Source organism: Winogradskyella sp. UBA3174, assembly GCF_002364335.1.
GTDB lineage: Bacteria > Bacteroidota > Bacteroidia > Flavobacteriales > Flavobacteriaceae > Winogradskyella.
Map to the genome: position 1 here is coordinate 1 of NZ_DEXW01000036.1, position 19,793 is coordinate 19,793.

Annotated in this window: 23 protein-coding genes; 15 read left to right on the forward strand and 8 right to left on the reverse strand. The window is 32.5% G+C overall.

Annotated features, from left to right (window positions below):
- From B2U95_RS04785 to B2U95_RS04800, 4 genes are all read left to right on the forward strand, one after another.
- Positions 1-1,268 (forward strand): T9SS type A sorting domain-containing protein (locus tag B2U95_RS04785; RefSeq protein ID WP_296313365.1); only part of this gene is annotated, 1,268 nt, incomplete at its 5' end.
- A 13-nt stretch (positions 1,269-1,281) separates the two neighbouring features.
- The gene (locus B2U95_RS04790) at positions 1,282-1,491 is read left to right on the forward strand and encodes a PID-CTERM protein-sorting domain-containing protein (protein WP_296313366.1); all 210 of its coding nucleotides are present in this window, start codon (positions 1,282-1,284) and stop codon (positions 1,489-1,491) included.
- Positions 1,491-2,084 carry an archaeosortase/exosortase family protein gene (locus B2U95_RS04795; RefSeq protein WP_296313368.1) on the forward strand — a complete coding sequence of 198 codons (594 nt, stop codon included), beginning with the start codon at positions 1,491-1,493 and terminating at the stop codon, positions 2,082-2,084. The genes B2U95_RS04790 and B2U95_RS04795 overlap by 1 nt, the downstream gene beginning before the upstream one ends.
- Positions 2,065-2,475 carry a hypothetical protein gene (locus B2U95_RS04800; RefSeq protein WP_296313370.1) on the forward strand — a complete coding sequence of 137 codons (411 nt, stop codon included), beginning with the start codon at positions 2,065-2,067 and terminating at the stop codon, positions 2,473-2,475. Before B2U95_RS04795 ends, B2U95_RS04800 begins: the two co-directional genes overlap by 20 nt.
- 264 nt (positions 2,476-2,739) lie before the next feature.
- On the opposite strand, the gene B2U95_RS04805 is transcribed toward B2U95_RS04800, so the two are convergent.
- Positions 2,740-3,414 (reverse strand): SIR2 family NAD-dependent protein deacylase, encoded by a 675-nt coding sequence (locus B2U95_RS04805; RefSeq protein ID WP_296313372.1) that lies wholly within the window; start codon positions 3,412-3,414, stop codon positions 2,740-2,742.
- 9 nt (positions 3,415-3,423) lie between these two features.
- A complete protein-coding gene (locus B2U95_RS04810; protein WP_296313373.1) occupies positions 3,424-4,626 on the reverse strand; it encodes a tetratricopeptide repeat protein in 1,203 nt (400 codons plus the stop codon).
- A 33-nt stretch (positions 4,627-4,659) separates the two neighbouring features.
- On the opposite strand from B2U95_RS04810, the gene B2U95_RS04815 reads away from it, so the two are divergent.
- The gene (locus B2U95_RS04815) at positions 4,660-5,316 is read left to right on the forward strand and encodes a TrmH family RNA methyltransferase (RefSeq protein WP_296313374.1); all 657 of its coding nucleotides are present in this window, start codon (positions 4,660-4,662) and stop codon (positions 5,314-5,316) included.
- A gap of 39 nt (positions 5,317-5,355) precedes the next feature.
- On the opposite strand, the gene B2U95_RS04820 is transcribed toward B2U95_RS04815, so the two are convergent.
- The gene (locus tag B2U95_RS04820; RefSeq protein ID WP_296313376.1) at positions 5,356-6,156 is read right to left on the reverse strand and encodes a carboxypeptidase-like regulatory domain-containing protein; all 801 of its coding nucleotides are present in this window, start codon (positions 6,154-6,156) and stop codon (positions 5,356-5,358) included.
- 123 nt (positions 6,157-6,279) lie between these two features.
- Complete coding sequence (locus B2U95_RS04825) at positions 6,280-6,540, reverse strand: hypothetical protein (protein WP_296313377.1); 261 nt, start codon at positions 6,538-6,540, stop codon at positions 6,280-6,282.
- 237 nt (positions 6,541-6,777) lie between these two features.
- Between B2U95_RS04825 and B2U95_RS04830 the strand changes: the two genes are divergently transcribed.
- The 8 genes from B2U95_RS04830 (at position 6,778) to B2U95_RS04865 (ending at position 15,157) form a co-directional block, all read left to right on the forward strand.
- A complete protein-coding gene (locus B2U95_RS04830) occupies positions 6,778-8,316 on the forward strand; it encodes a YifB family Mg chelatase-like AAA ATPase (protein WP_296313379.1) in 1,539 nt (512 codons plus the stop codon).
- Positions 8,317-8,414: 98 nt separating this feature from the next.
- Positions 8,415-9,530 (forward strand): DUF2891 domain-containing protein, encoded by a 1,116-nt coding sequence (locus tag B2U95_RS04835; RefSeq protein WP_296313381.1) that lies wholly within the window; start codon positions 8,415-8,417, stop codon positions 9,528-9,530.
- Positions 9,527-10,753 carry an Nramp family divalent metal transporter gene (locus B2U95_RS04840; RefSeq protein WP_296313383.1) on the forward strand — a complete coding sequence of 409 codons (1,227 nt, stop codon included), beginning with the start codon at positions 9,527-9,529 and terminating at the stop codon, positions 10,751-10,753. Before B2U95_RS04835 ends, B2U95_RS04840 begins: the two co-directional genes overlap by 4 nt.
- Positions 10,753-11,496, forward strand: a complete 744-nt coding sequence (gene pxpA / locus B2U95_RS04845) for a 5-oxoprolinase subunit PxpA (RefSeq protein WP_296313385.1) — start codon at positions 10,753-10,755, stop codon at positions 11,494-11,496. Before B2U95_RS04840 ends, pxpA begins: the two co-directional genes overlap by 1 nt.
- Positions 11,497-11,503: 7 nt before the next feature.
- A complete protein-coding gene (pxpB, locus tag B2U95_RS04850; protein WP_296313387.1) occupies positions 11,504-12,226 on the forward strand; it encodes a 5-oxoprolinase subunit PxpB in 723 nt (240 codons plus the stop codon).
- The gene (locus B2U95_RS04855) at positions 12,219-13,070 is read left to right on the forward strand and encodes a biotin-dependent carboxyltransferase family protein (protein ID WP_296313388.1); all 852 of its coding nucleotides are present in this window, start codon (positions 12,219-12,221) and stop codon (positions 13,068-13,070) included. The genes pxpB and B2U95_RS04855 overlap by 8 nt, the downstream gene beginning before the upstream one ends.
- Before the next feature lie 88 nt (positions 13,071-13,158).
- Positions 13,159-13,674 (forward strand): hypothetical protein, encoded by a 516-nt coding sequence (locus tag B2U95_RS04860; protein ID WP_296313390.1) that lies wholly within the window; start codon positions 13,159-13,161, stop codon positions 13,672-13,674.
- 658 nt (positions 13,675-14,332) lie between these two features.
- Positions 14,333-15,157 (forward strand): sensor histidine kinase, encoded by an 825-nt coding sequence (locus tag B2U95_RS04865; RefSeq protein WP_296313392.1) that lies wholly within the window; start codon positions 14,333-14,335, stop codon positions 15,155-15,157.
- On the opposite strand, the gene B2U95_RS04870 is transcribed toward B2U95_RS04865, so the two are convergent.
- Positions 15,154-15,864: an RluA family pseudouridine synthase gene (locus B2U95_RS04870; RefSeq protein ID WP_296313393.1), complete on the reverse strand. Its 711-nt coding sequence runs from the start codon at positions 15,862-15,864 to the stop codon at positions 15,154-15,156. The two genes, B2U95_RS04865 and B2U95_RS04870, sit on opposite strands and share 4 nt — an antisense overlap.
- A 33-nt stretch (positions 15,865-15,897) precedes the next feature.
- A complete protein-coding gene (panB, locus tag B2U95_RS04875; protein ID WP_296313395.1) occupies positions 15,898-16,716 on the reverse strand; it encodes a 3-methyl-2-oxobutanoate hydroxymethyltransferase in 819 nt (272 codons plus the stop codon).
- A 107-nt stretch (positions 16,717-16,823) separates the two neighbouring features.
- Between panB and B2U95_RS04880 the strand changes: the two genes are divergently transcribed.
- Positions 16,824-17,294, forward strand: a complete 471-nt coding sequence (locus tag B2U95_RS04880) for a nuclear transport factor 2 family protein (protein WP_296313397.1) — start codon at positions 16,824-16,826, stop codon at positions 17,292-17,294.
- A 60-nt stretch (positions 17,295-17,354) separates the two neighbouring features.
- On the opposite strand, the gene B2U95_RS04885 is transcribed toward B2U95_RS04880, so the two are convergent.
- Together B2U95_RS04885 and B2U95_RS04890 are read right to left on the reverse strand one after the other, a co-directional pair.
- A complete protein-coding gene (locus tag B2U95_RS04885; RefSeq protein WP_296313398.1) occupies positions 17,355-18,779 on the reverse strand; it encodes an L-serine ammonia-lyase in 1,425 nt (474 codons plus the stop codon).
- Positions 18,780-18,908: 129 nt separating this feature from the next.
- A complete protein-coding gene (locus tag B2U95_RS04890; RefSeq protein ID WP_296313399.1) occupies positions 18,909-19,418 on the reverse strand; it encodes a hypothetical protein in 510 nt (169 codons plus the stop codon).
- Between the two features lie 172 nt (positions 19,419-19,590).
- Here B2U95_RS04890 and B2U95_RS04895 point away from each other — a divergent pair.
- Positions 19,591-19,793, forward strand: a 203-nt coding sequence (locus B2U95_RS04895) for an Hsp70 family protein (protein WP_296313401.1), incomplete at its 3' end; no start/stop codon positions are given.

Here is a 19,793-nt window from a genome sequence, read left to right on the forward strand (position 1 = left end):
CATCGATGTATATATATGATAATGTTGTTTATGATTATGTACAAATGGCTAATACTAATGCCACTAATTTATTTCCTGGTACTATGTATCATACTTTAATTAGAGGAGACAGAACTACAGATTTATCAAATAATACAGCAACACCGTCTGTAACCACACTACGTGCTACAGGTGAATTAACAGCGGAGAATGAAGGTTCTAAAACGATATCAGTCAATGTGCCTGAACAAAGATTCATTGCTGCTGGTAATCCTTTCCAATCTCAAGTAGATATGAATGCTGTGTTAACGACAAATGCAACAAATATTAGTCCTAATTTTTATTGGGTGTGGGATCCAACCCTTGGAGCAAGAGGAGCGTATACTGCTGTAATTGCGTCTACAGGTACTGCTTCGGCAGGTGATTCTGATGCTAACCAATATTTACAAGCAGGACAAGCAGGTTGGGTTCAAACAGCAGGTGCTGGTCAATCGTCTGTAAGTTTTACACAAGCTAGTAAGAATACACCAGGTCCAGAAACATCAGTTTTTAGTACTTCAAGTGAATTAACTAGTCAAGGGCAACTACGTTTATCGTTATATGAAAGTAGTGCATTAGCTAACAACGAGACGGCCACAGATGGTTTATTGATTTTATTTGATACTGAAGGTAACAATGACGTTGATGCTAATGATGCGCCTAATATTACTAACCTAGATGAAAATTTCGCAACTAGTAATAATGGGGTGTTGTTGAGTATTGAAACTAGAGCCACACCGTTAGATGAAGAAGAAATTCAATTGGAAATTAATACGTACAGAAATACCAATTATACAATAGTGGCAGAAGGTATCTCTATGCAAGAGGCAACGGCATTCTTATATGACAACTTTACTAACATATACACGGAAATTCCGCAAAGTGGTACAGTTAATTATGACTATTCAGTTGATTCAGAAACTTCTGGTTCTATTGACGCTAGCCGCTTTAAGATAGTTTTTTCTGCTAACGTTTTATCAGTTGGGACTTACGATATGAATGAAGTTCTATTATATCCTAATCCAACAAACATTGGTAAATTTTACTTAAATATTCCATTAGGTATGGATGATTTAGAAGTTACAATTTACAATGTCTTAGGAGTTAGCTTATATCATGAGACTGGATTGACCGGAGGTAATAGAGTAACCATTAATACAGGCACAGGCTCAAGATTAAGTCTAGGTACGTATTTTGTTAAATTGAGTTCTCAAGGTAAAACAATAACTAAAAAGTTAATTATTAATTAATAAAATATACACAATGAAAAGTTCAAAAAACACATTTTTTAAGGTCATTAGTACTATGGTTGTTGTTTTTGCAATGGTATGTACAACTAACTTAAACGCTCAACAAGGACCTCCTGGAGGAGCAACTGACACTCAAGATGCGATCCCTCTAGATGGAGGGCTAATTGCCCTAGTAATAGGTGCAGCTGCCTTTGGTGTAAAAAAATTGCGTGATAAAAAATAATGATAAAATTTAATTCATTATTAAATGAAATTCCATTACCAATAAGGCTTTTTTTAGGAAAGGCCTTATTGTTTTTTATTGTATGGAAAATTATTTATGTTGGGTTTTTATTAGATTCAAAAATTTTAGATTACCCCTTAACTATTCATGTTGGTGAGGCCTCCACAGAATTACTGAATCGATTTAGTTCTATGTCTGGTTTTAAAGCAGTAAGGGAAGCAAAGACAACCTTATATGAAGGTGAGTATGTAACGCGTCAAGCCTCAGAAATATATCATAATGGAAAAAGTATTTTACACATAGCCGATGTCTGTAATGGTTTAGAATTAATAGTATTATATATTGGTTTTATAGTCTGTATGCCATCTAAATTTTGGCGGAAAGTACTTTATATTATTCTTGGTGCTATGCTTCTTGATCTCGTTAATATTTCGAGATGTATAGGGTTAATTTATTTGCGTGAATATTTTGAATATTACTTCGATTTTGCTCACAAATACGTGTTTAAAACAACCGTTTATGGAGTGACTTTTTTACTATGGATGTTGTATGCTCGAAAAATACATTTAAATAATGAAACTGTACAAATCTGATAAAGTTCGTTTTATAATTGGACTTATTATTATTTTCATCTTATATTCTTGCTATTATATATTTATTGCAGAACATAAGAATACAGCTTTAATTCCAAGAAAATTAAGACACGTAATTACGCTGGTATTTACATTAGCTGTCTACTTTGTTGGTACATTCCACCTTGGGAAATTGAAGGTTACTTGGATGGCGTCTTTATGGCACATTGTACATGTTTCGGGATTATGTATTATTACAGCTATTGGTTTATTCGATTGGCTGTTTCTAGAAGGAAAAACAATTCTAAGTTTAAGTCGTTTAGCAAGAACAATTCAAGAATTATTAATTTCTCCAATTCTATATGTAGCTATGGGCTTACTTAACAGAAGTCTTAATAACAAAAATTTATGACATAAAGTTGTTCTAATAATTTATATAAGACGATATATATAATTATAAATACACTAAAAATAGAGCGTGACTTTTAAATTTAAAATAAGATGATTTCGCAAAGAAATTAGTGTTTCTAAGTAAACTATAAATTCAATTGAGGCTAATAGATATATGCCCAAATAGTTTTAGTATTAAAACTTTCTGATGTTTTTGGTAAGTCTGTTAATGTTTTTTTTTTAGATTAACTGTAGATGATTAGTTTAGTTCTAATGTAGGTGTCTTTTATTTTATGTTGGCTATAAAGTCTTGCATTCCTTCTGTAGCAGGTTTTGCAATAACAGTTACTTTTGTATTATTAGAAATAGCTGGTTTTGGATCTATATAATAAATAGGAACATGTGTTTGTACACAGTCCATTAAACTTGCAGCAGGATAAACCTGCATACTTGTGCCAATAATTAATAGAATATCTGCAAAATAACAGATTTCAATGGCTTTGTCAATCATAGGAACGGCTTCACCGAACCAAACAATATGTGGTCTTAGTTGGTGGCCTTTCTTACAGTAATCACCAAGGTTAATATCTTCTGTCCAGACTTTCACATCATTTTCATTTCCTGTGCTTCTAATTTTACGTAATTCTCCATGTAAATGCACTATGTTATTGCTACCAGCGCGCTCGTGCAGATCATCTACATTTTGCGTAACTATAGTAACTTTATAATCATTCTCCAGTAGTACTAAATCTTTATGAGCTTGGTTAGGTTGTACGTCTTTTAGTTGTTGCCTTCTTTGGTTATAAAAATTAAGGACTAATTCAGGGTTTTTTCTAAACCCTTCAGGTGACGCTACTTCCATAACGTCGTGTCCTTCCCAAAGTCCATCAGCATCTCTAAAGGTTTCTATACCGCTTTCAGCACTCATTCCAGCTCCAGTTAATACAACAATGTGTTTCATGGTTTTAATTTAAGATTTTCGTTTCCATTGTTTATAAACTTTAGAGGTTACAAAAGCTTCCAATTCATTGCTTCCATCAGCTTCTTTTTCCTCTAAAAACTCAAGAAGCGCTTCCCGATCATAACCTTGATTGAGTAAATCTTTGACAATGTTAAGTGTCTCTTTAAAACTACTTTGATAATTAAGACTTACCATTAGGCCTACATAAGCTTCAAAAAGATCTGGATAATTCACCGTCATATAAACATAATATTTCTCTGCATTTTTATAATCTTTATCCATTAAATAGGCATTGGCTTTTACAAGATTTAAAAAATCGTCGTCAGTCTCATACATCAGTATCTCTATATTTTCTATGGCCTTTTTATAGTCTTCTTTTAGAATATAATAATCAACTTGTTTTAGATACAAGGTTGGGTCATCTGGGTATAATTCAGCAAATTCTTCTAGAATACTTCCATATAGTTCATCGTCAAAAGCACTAGCGATACTTCCTTTAATAATTAAAGTAAATTTCTCTTTGGCCATAGGGCCTTCTACCTCAGAAATCTTTTTATACGCTTTTTTGGGTTTTCCGTTTTCTAATAATTTTTTAGCTTCAGCTATTTTAAGGATACTATTGTCAGATTTCCCACCAAGAAGTTTTGATAATACGTTTTTAGAAGGTTGAGATAAAATAAATATTCTTTGTAAGGTTGCTGATAACTTTTCGCCTGTGAGATAGATGTAAATATCATTAAATTTAGTTGTCTCTCCATCAAAACAGACTTTGTAGTCGTGATAATTTACACCTGTTTCACTAGAGTATATTCGGAACGTAAAATAATATGCTTTTTCGTCTGAGTCGTAGTGATAGTTTATAAGATTGTAATAAGAGCCAGCATCTATTTCGTCAACAATTTTTGCTGAAAGATTAAAACCAGATTGTTTTACACCTTTCATAAAACCACGCGTAAATTCATCATTCTTATCAATTTTATCGTTGTCTACAACGTTAGACATAAATCCTTCTACATCAAATTTCTGATTAAAAACTGTTGTTTCTAAATCATTAAATGAGGTTTCTAAATTTCTAGCCAATTCTTCTACTTTTTCATCATTTTCTTCTGTTTCTGGAAGTAAAAGACATGAGCATACTTTGGCTTCTTCTTGAGCATAACAAAGTGCCGAAATAAATGTGGTAAAAATTAAAATGCTTGATTTAATTTTCATAATTTTATATTGAAGCCATAAATATAAGATTTTATGTCAGATTTGAATCTGTTAAATTACTTAGAAACATACCTTACTGAAAATCGTAAAGAACGTTTTAATAAAGTTTTAGCTAAGCGTACAAAGCATTTTACTGTGGCTACAGAAGACGTCTATCAATTGCACAATACTAGCGCTGTTATGCGTTCTTGTGATGTTTTTGGGATACAAGAGTTAAGTATTGTAGAAGAGGTGAACTCAAAGCGTATAGATGGAGAAATAGCAATGGGAGCTCAAAAATGGGTAGATTTAAACCGCTACCATACTACTAAAGATTGTATTAAAGATTTGAAGGCTCATGGGTATCAAATTGTTGCCACAACACCACATGGTAATGATTGTGATTTAATAGATTTTGATATTACTAAAAAGTCATGTTTTTTCTTTGGAAGAGAAACCGAAGGTTTGTCAAAACAGATTATTGATGAAGCAGATTGTTTTTTGAAAATTCCTATGGTAGGTTTTACCGAGAGTCTTAATATATCTGTATCTGCTGCTATTATTCTACAACATGTCACAGCAAAATTGCGTAAGTCTTCTATTAAATGGGGATTATCTGAAGATGAATTAATAGAAAAACGCTTTGATTGGGTTAAGAAAACAATTAGAAATTACGATGCTATTGTTGCCCATTATAAACTAAATTCTTAGTTTTTTAAAGCTAATGCGTAGTTTTTGTTTGAAAAAAAATCACCCTTTTTTGCCTCTTTTTTTATCTTTATTTCTACTAATAACTTTATATTCTTCGTAGCATTGACTAATAGCATCGAGCATTTGAAGATCATTTGCAGAATTTATAAAATCTCTAGAATAATTACATTGGTTTACAATTTCATCCAAGTCAAATTTATTTACTTGAAGTAAAACCATAAGCATTTCTCTATCGAATCTTTTAGCTAATTGGTTTCTAATCTCATCGTCCTCTTTCATCTTTCTTAGCTTACGCATTTCGTTTGGTTTTTTACCAAACATGCTGTATAAGAAATCTGCAGGGTTAAATATGGCACCAAGGACTTTATTGGCAATGTTAGATTTACCACCTTCATAACCTATACCAGATAAGCCAGAAATTCTATAACGGTTATTAGAAGTAATAGGTATCATTTTCATATCTACTTCTAGATAACCTGTTAATTTCAATTGTGTTACAGTAACCTCTTCTAGTGCTAAAGCTAATTCAGTCATGTTAATTTCAGTGTTGCCAAACTTTAGCCAGTCATTTGTAACTCTAACTTTTATAGATTTATAACCTAGATAAGAAAGATGTAGGGTGTCATTTGCTTTTGCTCTAATTTCAAAAACACCTTCGTCATTTGTAGATGTACCAACTACTTGATTAATATTTACAATATTTACTTGGCTTAATGGTCCATTTGTAGATGTACTAATAATCGTACCTGTAACTGTTGTCTGAGTTTTAACATTGGTACTATCTTGGCTATTAGCAATAGCTGTAAAAAAACAAAGTAAAAAAATAAGAAAATATCGCATGTATACGTGTTACGATGTAAAGGTAATAAACAAAACGCACTGTGGCATGTAGCTACTGAAGTTTTGACTAAAAATTAACAAGTAAGTAAATAATAAAGCCCCAATTAAGAGGCTTTATATAATTTAGTTACATTCTATTCGGCTAGCCTCTGTTCCGTTTCCTGTTCGGATAAAGTCTGTTTCATCTTGGCAGGATATGGTCTCTCTATATATTTCAATGCGACTGAGTAACCATTCATCAGTAGACTCGTCTTGGTATTTTGCCTCTTCGTAAAAGACTTCCTCGCAATTACATGGCGGATCATTTTCTTCTGGAGCACAACTTGACAATAAAAGTAGTGAGCATACAGCTAACACTAACGAAGATCGTAGTAGGTTTTTCATATTTGGTTAAGTTTTTGGGATAACAAACATAAAATTAAATTTGAATTTATCTATAAAATACATTAAATATTCGATGAAATGCATGTTATCAATATGTTAGATCCAATATTTTAGTGGTTAGTAGGCCTTGTAAACATTAATAATCAACTACAATTTTGATGGCATGTTAATTTTCCTTTCTTTTGAGTATAAGTGAGGTCTTTTTCTAACGATTTTACAGAAAAATCATACAATATTATGCTAAAAAAAGTTTTTGCAAGTGCCGTTTTTGGTGTTGAAGCTTCAACAATAACTGTAGAAGTTAATGTAGATAAAGGTGTAGGTTATCACTTAGTCGGACTTCCAGACAACGCTATAAAAGAAAGTAATTACAGAATTGCAGCCGCTTTACAGAATAATAATTATCGTATTCCTGGCAAAAAGATTACCATAAATATGGCTCCTGCCGATTTACGTAAAGAGGGTTCTGCTTACGATTTAACGCTAGCCATTGGTATTTTGGCAGCATCAGGGCAGATTAAGGCAGAAAATCTTGAAGAATACTTAATTATGGGCGAATTATCCTTAGATGGAAGTTTGCAACCCTTTAAAGGTGCATTACCTATTGCAGTAAAAGCTAGAGAAGAGGGGTTTAAAGGTTTTATACTTCCCATTCAGAATGCTAAAGAAGCAGCTATTGTAGATGACTTAAAAGTCTTTGGTGTAGAAAATATAATGCAAGTCATTAATCATTTTGACAAAGACGAACCTTTAGAACAAACCATAATTGATACCAGAGAAGAATTCTATAAAAATTTAGATTTCCCGGAATTTGATTTTTCAGATGTAAAAGGCCAAGAAAGTATAAAACGCTGTATGGAAATTGCAGCAGCAGGAGGACATAATATAATTTTAATTGGCCCACCTGGTTCTGGTAAAACGATGTTAGCAAAGCGCTTACCAAGCATTTTACCACCAATGACTTTGCATGAAGCTTTGGAGACCACTAAAATACATTCGGTTGTTGGTAGAGTAAAATCACATGCTGGTTTAATGGCACAACGCCCTTTTAGAAGTCCACATCATACGATTTCAAATGTCGCTTTAGTAGGAGGAGGAAGCTATCCGCAACCAGGTGAAATTTCCTTATCTCACAACGGAGTTCTCTTTTTAGACGAATTACCAGAATTTAAACGGGATGTCTTAGAAGTAATGCGTCAGCCACTAGAAGATAGAGAAGTTACGATTTCTAGAGCAAAATTTACAGTAACCTATCCATCATCTTTTATGTTGGTAGCGAGTATGAATCCGAGTCCGAGCGGTTATTTTAATGATCCGGATTCGCCAATAACATCTTCTCCATCTGAAATGCAACGTTATATGGGTAAAATTTCAGGGCCTTTATTAGATAGAATTGATATTCATATTGAGGTTACTCCAGTACCTTTTGAAAAACTAGCAGATGAGCGTAATGGAGAATCTTCCGTAGATATAAGAAAAAGAGTGACTAAAGCCAGAGAAAACCAAACCGAACGATTTAAAGAATTAGAAAACATTCATTATAACGCTCAAATGAATACCAAACAAATCCGAAAATATTGCAAGCTAGATGAGGCGTCAATGTTGCTTTTAAAATCAGCTATGGAACGACTTAATTTATCTGCCAGAGCCTATGACCGTATTCTTAAAGTTTCAAGAACTATTGCAGATTTAGAAGGTTCTGAAAATGTCACAGGAACTCATCTTAGTGAGGCTATTCAATATCGTAGTTTAGATCGTGAGGGATGGTTGGGTTAACAATTTTCTGTTTAGGCAGGAATCTCTTTATAAAAAAGCAATAAGATTTGGTTAACCAATCAGGTTATAAATCCTAGTTCATAATACAATTTCAAAACATGAAAAAAGTTTACATACTCTCTATTCTTCTATTAGGATTCAGTTGCAATAACTTAGGTGAAGACAAAACCACAAAAGAAGAATCAATCGAAAAGATACAGCTAGTAAATACACCAATCTTAAACATAGAACAAGCCAATCGACTAGCGCAATTACCATTACATTGTATGGATACCGAATATCCAAACAAACTTAATCAAACCATAGGCAGTAGTTCAGATTTAAAAACTCCTAAACAATTGCACCCAGCATTTTATGGCTGTTTCGATTGGCATTCTGCAGTACATGGTCATTGGAGTTTGGTGAGTTTGTTAAAGAATTTCCCTGACTTAGAGAGTCGTGATGAAATTCAGCAAAAAATACTTCAAAATATTTCAAAAGAAAATATAGAACAAGAATTACTCTATTTTAAAGGTGAGTATAACAAATCTTTTGAGCGCACTTACGGCTGGGCTTGGCTACTAAAACTAGCAGAAGAATTACATACTTGGGAAAGTGTGACTGCAAGAGATCTCGAAACAAACTTAGAACCGCTAACCAATTTAATAGTTTCTAAATATCTTGAATTTTTGCCAAAACTAAACTACCCAATTAGAGTAGGTGAGCATCCAAATACAGCTTTTGGATTAAGCTTTGCTTACGATTACGCTGTGGCAGTAAATCATTCAGAATTAAAAGCCTTAATTGAAAGCAGGGCAAAAGATTTTTATATGACTGATAGTGCTTGCCCGCTAGTATGGGAGCCAAGTGGTTTCGATTTTCTATCACCATGTTTAGAAGAAGCCGCATTAATGAAACGCGTATTATCTAAAGATGAATTTAAGATATGGTTTGGTAACTTTTTACCGCAATTAAAAGAAACATCTTTTGAATTAGCTGTTGGTGAAGTGTCAGATAGAACAGACGGAAAATTGGTGCATCTCGATGGTGTAAACTTTTCTAGAGCATGGAGTCTCAATAGCCTTGCTAAAGATTTATCAGAATATAGTCACCTGAAAAATGTGGCTAACAAGCACATAAACTATTCCTTGCCAAGTATTGTTGGCGATAATTATGAAGGAGGTCATTGGTTAGGGAGTTTTGCAATCTATGCGTTAAATTCAATAGATAAATGATAAAAAGCTTTTTTAAAAATATTGGACCAGGACCTTTGGTAGCTGCTGCATTTATTGGCCCAGGCACTGTAACGCTTTGTACTTTAGCAGGTGCTAATTTTGGCTATGCGTTATTATGGGCAATGGTACTATCTGTTTTAGCAACTATTGTATTGCAAGAAATGGCTGCAAGATTGGGTGTGGTGTCTCAAAAAGGATTATCCGAAGTTATTAGAGCAGAAATTAAAAACCCGTTAGTTAGAAATTTTGTAATCATTTTAATTATTAGTGCCATCGTTATTGGTAATGCGGCTTATGAAGCTGGTAACATAAGTGGTGGTGCACTTGGGATGGAAACGCTTTTTGGAAATCCTATTTACCAAATGGGTAATTTTAAGCTAAATATAATGGCTTTAATTATTGGTTTGTTAGCCTTTATTTTACTTTATATTGGTAATTATAAGATCATTGAAAGTGCTTTAGTTTTTTTAGTAATTTTGATGAGCCTGGCATTTTTAATAACAGCAATACTAACGAAGCCAGACATAATAGAGATGTTTAAAGGTGTTTTTGTTCCAAGATTCCCTGAGAATAGTATTCTCACCATAGTTGGGCTAATTGGCACAACAGTAGTTCCTTACAATTTATTCTTACATGCCTCTTTGGCTAAAACAAAATGGAAGCATAAAGATGATTTACGTTATGCCAGAAAGGATACCATTATTGCTGTTATTTTAGGCGGAATCGTTTCTATGTGTATTATGATTTCTGCATCTACAATTGCAGGTCAAGATATTTCTAATGCTTCGGACTTAGCAAAAGGTTTAGAGCCATTATTTGGTGCTTATGCAAAATATTTTTTGGCTATTGGCTTATTTGCAGCAGGTATTACAAGTGCTATAACAGCGCCTTTAGCAGCAGCATTTGTTGCTAGTGGTTGTTTAGGTTGGCAAGTAGATTTAAAATCTGTAAGGTTTAGAGCAGTTTGGCTATTTATTTTGGGATTAGGTGTTCTTTTTTCTACCATTGGGTTTAAATCTATTGAGATTATAAAGTTTGCACAAGTCGCTAATGGTTTGTTATTACCTGTTATTGCTGGTTTTTTACTTTGGGTGATGAATAAGTCTTCGGTATTAGGGAAATATAAAAATTCAAAATTTCAGAATATATTTGGAATACTCATAATGCTAATCGCTATTTTTCTAGGTGCAAAAGGTATTTTAAGTGTGTTTAATTTAATTTGATGAAAGATTATTTACATATCGATATTAACGCAGATGTTGGAGAGGGAATAGGCAACGAATCTATGTTAATGCCTTATTTATCATCGTGTAATATTGCATGTGGTGGTCATGCGGGCGATATCGCAACCATGACTGAAGTTGTAAAACTTGCAAAAACGAATAATGTAAAGATTGGTGCACATCCTTCGTTTCCAGATAAAGCAAATTTTGGTCGTGTTGCAATGTATATGACTTCGTCGGAATTATACACTAGTTTAAAACAGCAAATAAGAAGTTTACAGATTATACTCGATAGTGAAAATCTAAAACTTAATCATATTAAACCACATGGTGCATTATATAATTTAGCAGCAAAGGATAAAGAAATTGCGATCGTCATTATAGATGTTTTAAAAAGCTTTTCAGCTCCTTTAAAATTATATGCACCCAAAATATCTGTGATTGCTAATATGGCAAAAGCAAACACAATTGAAGTGGTAAATGAGGCTTTTGCAGATAGAAACTACAACGATGATCTGTCTTTAGTTTCTCGTAAAAAAGATAATGCAATTTTAAACAAAAAAGAAGCTGTTCTTAATCATGTTTTAGGTATAATTAAACATCAAAAAATAACAGTTATCAGAGGGGTAGAAGTGGAGCTAAAAGCAGAGACGATTTGTGTGCATAGTGATACTGAAAATGCTATTGAAATTCTAAAGTTTTTACAACAAGAATTGCCTAAAAATAAGATTCAAATTATCTAAAGAATCTATGAGGTATAATCTGAAATATTCACCTTACGGAGAAAAGGCTATTTTAATTGAATGGCCAGCGTTTATTGATGAATATATTTTAGAAAACATACTTAAATTTAAATTTGAATTAGAGAATTATTATATTAAACAAAAAGTTGATATAATAAACACATATAATTCATTATTAATAATTTATGATGTTACTATTGATAAATTAAATGATGAAGTTTTTATATTTAAAAAGCTATATTTAGAAAACTCTGAAGCTGAAAAAGTAAAATCGAAAATATGGGAAATTCCAGTTTGCTATGATGACGAATTTAGTACGGATTTAGATGCTTTTTTAATAAAAAAAAAGCTTTCAAAAACTGAGCTTATTGAATTACATTCTAATGCGATTTATACCATTTATTTTCTAGGATTTTTACCTGGTTTTCTTTATTTGGGAGGGTTAGATTCTATGTTGTATTTAGATCGAAAAATAACACCAAATCTTAATGTTAAAAAAGGAGCTGTTGGCATAGGTGGAAAACAGACAGGAATCTATCCTAAAGATAGTCCTGGCGGTTGGCATATTATTGGTAACTCTCCTGTTGATTTTTTTAATTCCAATAATAACCCTCCATCTGTTTTTAAAGTTGGTGATAAGGTGAAATTTAGTCCAATTAGTCCTTCTCAATATACTGCGATAAAAGTAAAATCAGATTATAAATTAAACTACTTTAAGTCTAATGATTAAAGTCATGAAATCTGGTTTTTATTCCTCTATACAAGATGCTGGTCGTTTTGGATATCGACATTATGGTGTTCCGGTTTCAGGAAGTATGGACTCTTATTCATCTCAATTTGCGAATTTAATTATTGGCAATAATTCTGAGGCTTCTGTCATGGAAATGACCATGACAGGACCAACACTAAAGTTTAGTAAACCAACTGTAATTTCAATTTCGGGTGCAGACATTTGTCCTCATTTGAATATGATGTTGATTAATATGAATTCTCCAATTACCATTAGTGCTAATGATGTATTAAGTTTTGGAAGACTAAATTCTGGTTTTAGAGCTTATTTAGCAATTAAAAATGGCTTTAAAACTGAGACTATACTCGGAAGTCAAAGTATGTATTGTGGTCTAACGAAAGCTCACAGAATAAGTGTAAATGATACGTTAGACTATAAAGCTTTTGATAAAATAAGCTTAAGTCATAATTCTAATGTTAAGTATGATGCATCTGTTATAAATGATACTATAATTGAAGTTTACAAAGGCCCAGAATTCGATAAAGTGACTGATGAATTAAAAGAGATGGTATTCGATTCAAATTTTGAAATCTCTAAGTTAAATAGCCGCATGGCTTATCAATTAAATCCATTAATTAAAAACACACTAAAACCGATTTTAACAGGGCCTGTATTACCTGGTACTGTTCAGCTAACTCCATCAGGGCAACTTATTATTCTAATGAGAGATTGCCAAACTACAGGTGGTTATCCTAGAATATTTCAACTAACCGATCAGTCGTTAAATAAAATGAGTCAAAAACGCACAAGAGACAAGATAAAAATCAGTCTAAAAGACTTTTAGTGTAAGAAAACTATTGATAAAAGTTTTTTTTGTTTAATTAAAATCTATAATTTGCAGATAGCTATTAATTAAATCTAACTAAACTATTATGAAAAATTTCGTATTATTAATCTTAGGTGTCGTTTTAGGAGCACTCGCAATGTATTTATATTATTCAAGCGATCAGACAGAAATGAGGTCTGAACCAGCAACTGTTGCTCCACGAGGCATTATAACTTCCAAAGAAGCGATAGTATTAGATTCGACTTACAATTTAAGACACCGCATCATTAGCGACTCATTATTTAGCAGCAGAAAAACCAGTGATAATAGATCTTCTTGGTGGTCATTAGAAGATGTTCAAAATTATATAAACCATGCAGAAAACCAAGCAGGTAAGCTAGGTTATACAATGGACGGTTTGAGATTATATTTGGGTGCATACCCAGAAGTTAAAGGTCAGGCTGGTTATACGACAATGTTTTTTGTTCCTACTGGAGTTAAAAACACTTCTAAAGGTAGTATATTTTCTTTGCCTCAAGGTGGCGGAATGGATATACCAGAAGGAGATGGCTTGAATATAGGACACAATGGAAAACCACCTGGAGCTAATTATCCTCAATAGTTAGATTTTAAATGGAGCTTAGTGATTTAACCATAAATTTATTTGAATTGATGGCTGCTTTGTCGTCGTCTTATTACTGGGTGAGAACTAAGGATTTTAGAATAAAACCGATAGTTTGGCTTTTGTGGCTAACTGTATTTGTAGAAACATTCGGTCTATATGGTTATGTTTTACAGAATAATTATTGCTATGATTGGTTTCTTTGGGTAAAAAACTCAGTTTTTTGTCGAAATAGATGGCTCTACAATATTCTTTCCTTATTATCAGTTATTTTATTAGGTCTTTTTTTTAGAAATCATTTGCATGATAAAATTTCAAAGAAAATAGTTGTTATTATTTTTGTATTGAGCTCTGTTTTCTCTATTGCTTATTTTAGTATAACAAATGGATTTTTTACTAAGTCGATACCATACGATGCCTTAATACAGACGCTTACAGTATTTGTTTTTGTAATGTTGTATTTTAAAGAGCTTCTTAAAAGTGACGAGATATTAAAATTTTATAAATCCTATTTGTTTTATATTAGTTTAGGGCTTTTGCTATGGTATCTTTGTATAACACCATTAGTTATATTTGATGCTTATTTTTATGATGTAAACCCTAGCTTTATCGAATTTAGGGGTATTTACCTTCTTATAGCTAATATTTTATTGTACTCATGTTATACGTTTGCTTTTATTTATTCATTACACCACAACGAGAAATTAGTACAGAAGAAATAGCATTAATTTCTTATGTCGTTTTTTTCACCTTGGCATTAGTTATTATGTTTGTTTTATTCTTTGTAATGTTTCAAAAACGAAAAAATAAAATGATGCTAGATAATATTAAGCAGCAACAGGAGTTCGATGAAGAATTAGTGAAATCCCAACAAGAAATACAAGAAGAAACTTTAAAGCACGTTGGTAGAGAGTTGCACGACAATGTAGGGCAATTATTAGTTGTAGCTACCATGCAGTTAAATGCAGTTGCTAAAGTTGCCAAAGAAGATGTAAAGTCAAAGATAAATAATGCTTCTGAAGCTTTAAAAGAGACCTTAACAGAAGTAAGAGCACTATCTAAATCCTTAAATAGCGATGTAATTTTTAACTTAGGCTTTAATGCTACCGTTAAAAATGAAATTAATCGTTTAAATAAAATGGGGTTAGTGACATCAGTTTTAGATATCACTGGTGATAAAATTAGCTTTGAAAACAAAAAAGACGAGTTAATTCTGTTTAGAATTCTTCAAGAATTTTTCTCTAATACACTTAAATACGCAGAAGCAGAACATTTAAATGTATCAATAGATTATCAATTAGATGTTTTAACTATTAGTGTAGAGGATGATGGTAATGGTTTTGATATGGGAACGGCAGAAAAAGGTTCTGGCCTTATAAATATGGAGAAAAGAGCGGAATTAATAAATGCTAAGTTTAATTTAGAATCTCAACTAGAGAAGGGAACGAAGCTATCATTAGTATATCCGTATAGAGTAATTTAAGCGTTGCATGCATCCCAAAGTGAATCTTTGGGTAAAGATGCCTCAATAAAGATTTCTTCCTTTTTTACAGGATGCATAAATGAAAGCGTTTTGGCATGAAGACTTATACTTGCATTTTTATTACTGCGATCAAAACCATATTTTAAATCCCCTTTAATAGGGCAGCCTATTGATGCTAACTGCACACGTATTTGATGATGTCTACCGGTTTCTAGGTTAATTTCTAATAAATAAAAATTATCCAATTTTTGAATTACTTTATAAGAAAGAATTGCTTTTTTAGAGCCATCGATTTCCTTTTTGTATGCAGTAGATTTATTATTTTTCGGATTCTTTTTTAGCCAGTGAACAAGTTTATCCTTAGTTTCTGGAGGTATATTTTTAACTAAAGCCCAATATGTTTTTTTTGCTGTTTTTTCTGCAAATAATTTATTCAACCTTGGTAATGCCTTGCTAGTTTTTGCAAAAAGGACAACACCTGTAGTTGGTCTATCTAGCCTATGTACAACGCCTAAGTAAACATTACCAGGCTTATTGTATTTTTTAGCTATATACTCTTTAACGACTTCGCTTAGTGGTTTATCACCCGTTTTGTCACCTTGCACAATATCACCTGCACGTTTATTTATAACGATGAGATGATTGTCTTCGTAAATAACTTGAAGATTATTTTTGTTTGAAATAATTTTGTTTGAAGTTTGAGCCACGAATACACGAATAATTATTTTGCTTACTGTCTCTTAATACTGTTCCTTCTCATTAGGGAAGTCGTTACTTTTCACATCCGTAACATAATGAGAAATTGCAGTAGTCATTTCTTCATAAAGATTCATGTAACGTCTTAAAAAACGTGGATTAAACTCGTGTGTCATACCAATCATATCATGTAAAACAAGTACTTGGCCATCAACGCCACCACCAGCGCCAATACCAATTACAGGAATAGATACGCTTTCAGCGACCTCTGCTGCTAAAGCTGCAGGGATTTTTTCTAATACAATTGCAAAACAACCAGCACGCTCTAGCATTAAAGCATCTTCCTTTAACTGCTGCGCTTCTTGATCTTCTTTAGCTCTTACCGTATACGTACCAAATTTATATATGGACTGCGGAGTTAAACCCAAATGTCCCATTACTGGGATACCTGCATTTAAAATACGTTTTATAGATTCTTTTACTTCTTTGCCACCTTCCATCTTCACAGCATGACCCCCAGATTCTTTCATAATTCTAATCGCAGAACGCAAGGCCTCCTTTGGGTCACTTTGGTAGCTTCCAAAAGGTAAATCAACAACAACAAGTGCACGATCAACAGCTCTTACAACTGAAGACGCATGGTATATCATTTGATCTAAAGTAATAGGAAGTGTGGTCTCATGACCAGCCATAACATTACTTGCAGAATCACCAACCAAAATTACATCTACACCAGCACCATCTACAATTTTTGCCATAGTGTAGTCATAGGCTGTAAGCATAGATATTTTCTCGCCTTTAGACTTCATATCTACTAAAGTTTTTACTGTAATTCTTTTGTATTCTTTTTTTGCTACGGACATTGAGTTTGTATTATGTGTTTGGTAAAAATAATGAGTTTTATTAAACTTTGTTTAACTTTAAAAATAAATAAACTTTGTGTCAATATTTAAAAAAAAATTTGTGTCCTATGAAACATCTATTTTTATTTATAGCCTTTGTATTTACTTTGATAGTAAGTGCTCAAAAAACTGAAAAACATATAGTAAAAACGACTATTATTGAATTTTTTGATGCATTTCATAAACAAGACACAATAACAATGAAAGCTATGGTTACAGATAAAATTGTATTACAATCTATATCAACCAATAATAATGGAGAAACTATACTAAAAGAAGATGATTTTAATCAGTTTGTAAAAAATATAGCGAGTATCCCAAAAGACAGAAAATTTGAAGAGAAATTATTAGATTTTAATATTCAAGTCGATGGAGGTATGGCTAATGCTTGGGTAGTTTATGAGTTTTGGTATCAAGAAAAATTTAGTCATTGTGGAGTCAATTCGTTTCAGCTAATGAAAGTAAATGATGCATGGAAAATTATTTATTTAGTGGATACCAGACGACAAGATGGTTGTCTAGGGAATTCCAAAAACTAAATTCCAAATGTCAATACAATTTAGTAGATGTTCCTTCTTTTTGGGAAGATTTAGATGAGATTAACAATCAGACATATTAACACTTACAGCTAAACCACCTTTTGATGTCTCTTTATATTTAGTGCTCATATCTTTCGCGGTTTCCCACATCGTTTCTACAACTTTGTCTAAAGGAACTTTTACATTTTTCGGGTCTGTGTCTAACGCTAATTCGGCTGCATTAATAGCTTTTATAGCTCCCATAGAGTTGCGTTCTATACAAGGGATTTGTACCAAGCCACCAATAGGATCGCAAGTTAAGCCTAAATGATGTTCCATCGCAATTTCGGCAGCTACTAATACTTGTTCAGGTGTTCCGCCAAGTAATTCGCACAATGCACCAGCAGCCATAGCTGAAGAGACACCAATTTCTGCTTGGCAGCCTCCCATTGCAGCGCTAATGGTGGCACCTTTTTTAAAGATACTACCAATTTCACCAGCAACTAATAAGAATTTTTTAACGTGTTCAAAATCGGCTTCATGATTTTCAATAACGAGATAATACATTAACACGGAAGGAATAACACCGGCACTTCCGTTTGTAGGAGCAGTAACTACACGACCTAAAGAGGCGTTGACTTCATTTACAGCTAAAGCAAAACAACTTACCCATTTTAAGATTTGTCTAAACTTTACTTCGGTTTTTCGAATGGTAAGTAGCCATTCTTGATGAGACTCGTATTTAAAGTCACCGATTAACTTTGTGTGTATGTCAAAAGCACGTCGTCTTACATTGAGTCCACCAGGTAAATTACCTTCTGTATGGCAACCAACATACATACATTCTAACATGGTATCCCAAACACGTTGTAATTCAAAATCAATACTTTCTTGAGAACGAATAGACTTTTCGTTTTCTAAAACAACACCAGAAATCGGTAAATTTAGTTGATTACAAAAGGCTAATAGTTCGGTGCCCTTTTCAACAGGATAAGGAAAGGTACAGTAAAATATAATTTTATTAGCCTTAGATATTTTTCGTTCTTCTTGCACAACAAACCCACCTCCAATAGAGTAGTAGGTAGATTTATAATTACGTCCGTTAATTAAAGCCGTAAAAGACATACCATTAGAATGAAAGGGTAAAAATTTTTGATTGAAAATAATATCGGTTTTAATATCAAAATTTAATTGTCTTTCATTATTGAGCATTAACACATTTGTGTTTTTAATAGAAGCAACAATAACATCGATTGTATCTACAGGAATACGTTCTGGGTCTGCACCAGTTAAACCTAAAATCACAGCATAATCAGTAGCATGCCCTTTTCCTGTTAAGGATAAAGAACCATATAGGTCTACAGTAATTTTTTCGACTTTATCGAAACGCTTTTTATCTTTTAATTCTGTAATCCATCGTTCTGCAGCTCGCCAAGGGCCTAATGTATGAGAACTCGATGGGCCAACACCAATTTTAAGCATGTCGAAAACAGAAATACACTCCATTAAATTGTAGATTTAGTATCATACAAAGATACATCTTGTTGTTACATTTTAATCAATTTTCAAAAAAAATGAAAGTATAAAAAAAGCCCAAAAATTTAAATTTTTGGACTTAATTATATTATTAAATTTTTATCGCTTCTCAAATTCTGTAATTCCGTACATCTCCATAACAGCATTTAAATCAGAAAAATCTAAACGACCAATATTAACTGCAGGTACAACAACAACTCTAAATACTTGACCTTGCGTCCAAACACCATCTAAGATATCTAAATTAGAACCTTCTAAGAAAAAATCAACATAGGTTTGTGTAAAATCAAAATTATAAACCAAGTCATTGCCATCATTAAAAATCACAGTTTGTGGAACAAGTCTCCAAACTTCTTGTCCATCTCTAATTTCCCATAAAATATAAACAAGAGTTACATCAGTTGGGAAAACATCAAAACCATAAAATTCTCTAACTCTATAGTCATTTTCAAAATTGGAGCTAGGATTGAAATTTACATTTTCAATTTCAAAAGCATTTGAGACAAGTATACCACCATCTTCTCCATTAAAACCTGGAGGTCCTTGGTCGCCCGTACAAGCGGTTAATAATAAAGCAAATACTGAGATAAAGGATATAATACGTTTCATAATAACTAAGTTTTCTTTTGTAGTATCAAAACTAATACCAAAGTATATGATATCTATAATTATTTAGCTAAAATAAATCTGACATCATGTCACTTTTTTTGTCATGGCATAATCATTGAGATTTAGTAAATGAGAAAAAAAATTAAAACACAACATAACATACATATTAATTATGAGTAAAATTATTGGAATTGATTTAGGTACAACCAACTCTTGCGTTTCTGTAATGGAAGGTAATGAGCCCGTTGTAATCCCAAACGCTGAAGGTAAAAGAACAACACCTTCTGTTATCGCTTTCGTAGAAGGTGGTGAAATTAAAGTTGGGGATCCAGCTAAAAGACAAGCAGTAACTAACCCAACAAAAACAGTTTATTC